The following is a 3,075-nucleotide window of genomic DNA, read 5'->3' as shown; positions in this document are numbered from 1 at the left end:
TTTCGACCTGGCTGTATTCCAGCTCGACGGGCGTGGCGCGGCCGAAGATCGAAACGGTGACGCGCAATCGGGCGCGTTCCTCGTCGACCTGCTCCACCGAGCCGTTGAAGCTGGCGAACGGGCCGTCGGTGACGCGCACCTGTTCGCCGATCTCGAACTGGATGGTGGGCTTCGGCCGTTCGACGCCTTCCTCGATGGCGCCGATGATGCGGGCCACTTAGCGCTCCGACACCGGCATCGGCTTGGAGCCGGAGCCCAGGAAGCCGGTGACCTTCGGGGTGTTCTTGATCAGGTGATAGGCCTCATCGGTGAGGTCCATCTTCACCAGCACATAGCCCGGGAAGAACTTGCGCTCGGTGTTGACCTTGCGGCCACGGCGGATCTCGACGACGTCCTCGGTCGGCACCAGCACCTCGGAGAACTGGTCCTCAAGGCCCTGAGAGCGGGCCTGTTCGAGGATCGACTCCTTCACCTTCTTCTCGAAGTTCGAGTAGGCGTGGACGATATACCACTTGTGGTTGGTTTTTTCGGCGGTGGCGGCTTCGGGCATCGGACTTACCCCGCGTTCGCGAGCTTGAGGAACAGGGAAACGGCCCAGCTGATGACCAGGTCGACCCCGAAGAAATAGGCGGAGGCCAGCACCACCATGATGGCGACCATCACCGAGGTGATCCAGGTCTCCCGCCGGGTGGTCCAGGTGATCTTACGCGCTTCGGCGCGGACTTCCTTGAGGAACTGTCCGGGGCTGGTGCGCTTTTTCGCCGGCTGCGGCGCGGTCGCCGTCGTCGTGCTCATCGCGGCCGCCGTCTTGGCGGCGCGGTTGCGCATCGCTTGCGGGGCGGAGCCGGGTTTCCTGGCCATCGGTGTCGATCGGACTTTCTTGTCAGAGCCTGCGGGCTTGCGCCTGGAGGCTTAAAGCGGGTGGTCACTGCAGCATATGGTGGCAGGAGTGGAGGGATTCGAACCCCCGGCCCTCGGTTTTGGAGACCGATGCTCTACCAGCTGAGCTACACTCCTTCGACCCTGACCGGAGCGTTCAAAGCCTTTGACCGCGCCGCCATGGCTTTCCGCACAATGAACAGCGCGCCGGAAGGCGTCCCTGCCCGCCGGCGCGCGCGGCTCATCGCCGGAGCCGGCTCATCTAGCAGGGGCGGCTGTTCGCGGCAAGCGTGCGCCCGGGATCGGCGGCCGCAGCCGCGCGTTGCTTTGACCCGTAGGAGCAAGTCGATGCCCACCCCAGACAATGACCAACGTCGCAATCGCGATGACGAGATGAAACCCGGTCAACCTCCGAGACCGGCTACCGAGCCTGCGGGCGCAGTCGATTCGACGCGCAATTCCAAGACCATGACCGACCCTGCCACCGGCGAGCCGCAACCGGGCGCGCCGCGCCCGGCGTGAACTAGCGCCGGACGCCCTGCGGCTCGGCGAGGATCGGCTTGCCGTCCAGTTCGAACGTCCGCTCCAGGTTATGGATCTTGTCGGCCACCAGATTGGTGCGGCGCAGGCCCAACGCCGCGGCCCAAAGACCTACGCGCGCCAGCACCGGCGTGCGGCTCATGCGCGCCACCGGCACGCCGGCGCGCCGCAACACGCCGTTGGCGTAGTGCGCGCCGTTGACGATGCGGCTGGGCCAGGTCTGGTAGTCCACCGACAGCGAGACGCTGAATTCGCCAAGGTTCTCCACGCGGTGCGGCGCGTGCAGCGGCCAGCTCACCGCCTCGCCGGCGGCGAGGTCGAGAACCTCGGCCTCGGCGTCCATCTCACGGCGGTACGGCAGGTCTTCGGTCTGCGCCTTCAGCATGATGTCTTCCATGCTCCGCTGCGGGACGTGGCGCTCATCGGCAGGATAGATCCAGATCCGCTTGGCCCCGCGGATGTGGAACAGCACCACGCCCGGCGCGTCCGCGTGGAACGGCACCTTGGCCTGGGGGGCGGAAATGATCAGCTGGCCGTTCAACTGCACCGGCTTGAAGCCCGGCGCATTGGCGGCGATCTGGGCGAAGGCGTCCTCGATCAGGTCCTTCAGGCCCGCCTGGTGCTGCTCGGCGCCGCGCAGTTGCACCCACACCCGGCCGGCCTTGACCCCCTTGAGGATTTCCTTGCCCGGCAGGTCGCCACGCGCGCCGGTGCGCATGCGCATCTGTCCGTCCTCGTCGAAGTCGAACAGGTTGATGTCGAACAGTTCGGCCGGGTAGCGATCCAGCAGGTCGGCCAGCGCGTCGTCCTCAAAGAGCCCGCTCTCGGCCATCCGGTGGGCGAACTTCACCGGCGCCTTGCGGAAAGCCTTGGCCTGGGCGGGCGTCCAGGCGGGGATCAGGTCATGGGTCTGGGTCATTTCGGGTCTTCGTTTCAGTCGATTACGAGCAGGCTGAGATTGAGGCTGGCGGCGAGCCCGAGGATCACGGCCTTGCGGGGATGGCGACGGCTCAGGATGGCGACGGTGCGCGCCGCGGCTCCCATCTGGCCGTTCAGGGTGGGCTCGCACGCGGCGATCCGGTCGAGCCTTCGCAGCGCCGAGCGCCAGGTTGAGCGGACCGCCGGCAGCGGCGCGAACAGTCGCTCGCCAGTGCGCCACACGCCAGACGACAGGCCGCGCGCGGCGTGCAACTGGCCCTCCCAGACCGCCGCGCCGGGTTCGGCGAACACCCTCTTGTAGGCCTCGTCGACCGGTCCGAAATCGACCATCGTCACGCCGTCGGCCGCCAGAGCGGCCAGCGTTTCCAGCGTCATCAGGGCGCCAGGCGAATAGCGGGCGAAGTCCGGATCATAGACCGGGATCCACAGGTGGTAGGCTTCGCCCGAGCGCAGGCCCACCTCGGCGGCGATCACCTTGCCGGCGACCCGCAGGACGGCGAAGCGCAGGCCGAAATCCTCGCCCTTGGCTTGCGCAAGCCGCTCCAGCACCTGGCGGGTCCACGGGTTGGCGAACACGTCGTGCTGACCCGTGCGGCGCATCTGGGCGCGCTTGAGGCCGATGATCAGCTCCAGCACGCCGCCAGGATCTGCGCCGAACGTGAAGACGGGTTCGCCGTGGTCGCGGGCGAGCGCGCGGGCGCGGCGGCGCTTGTCCTT

The 3,075-nt window shown here is 67.6% G+C and carries 3 protein-coding genes, 1 tRNA gene and 1 pseudogene; all 5 read right to left on the bottom strand.

All coding sequences use genetic code 11. From position 1 onward, the window contains the following. Positions 1–550 (bottom strand): annotated as a pseudogene (nusG, locus tag Q8M88_RS01635) (transcription termination/antitermination protein NusG); the annotation flags it as partial. Positions 551–555: 5 nt separating this feature from the next. After that, the gene (gene secE, locus Q8M88_RS01630) at positions 556–861 is read right to left on the bottom strand and encodes a preprotein translocase subunit SecE (protein ID WP_305594423.1); all 306 of its coding nucleotides are present in this window, start codon (positions 859–861) and stop codon (positions 556–558) included. Positions 862–941: 80 nt separating this feature from the next. Further along, positions 942–1,017: transfer RNA gene (locus Q8M88_RS01625), tRNA-Trp, on the bottom strand. Between the two features lie 385 nt (positions 1,018–1,402). Further along, on the bottom strand, positions 1,403–2,338 hold the full coding sequence (locus Q8M88_RS01620; protein ID WP_305594421.1) for a transcriptional regulator: 936 nt from the start codon (positions 2,336–2,338) through the stop codon (positions 1,403–1,405). 14 nt (positions 2,339–2,352) lie between these two features. Then, positions 2,353–3,075 (bottom strand): GNAT family N-acetyltransferase (locus tag Q8M88_RS01615; protein WP_305594419.1); only part of this gene is annotated, 723 nt, incomplete at its 5' end.

The sequence above is a fragment of the Phenylobacterium sp. genome (assembly GCF_030693805.1).
Lineage (GTDB): Bacteria > Pseudomonadota > Alphaproteobacteria > Caulobacterales > Caulobacteraceae > Phenylobacterium.
The sequence above is the reverse complement of the archived record's forward strand: the minus strand, read 5'-3'. Positions and strand labels throughout refer to the sequence as shown.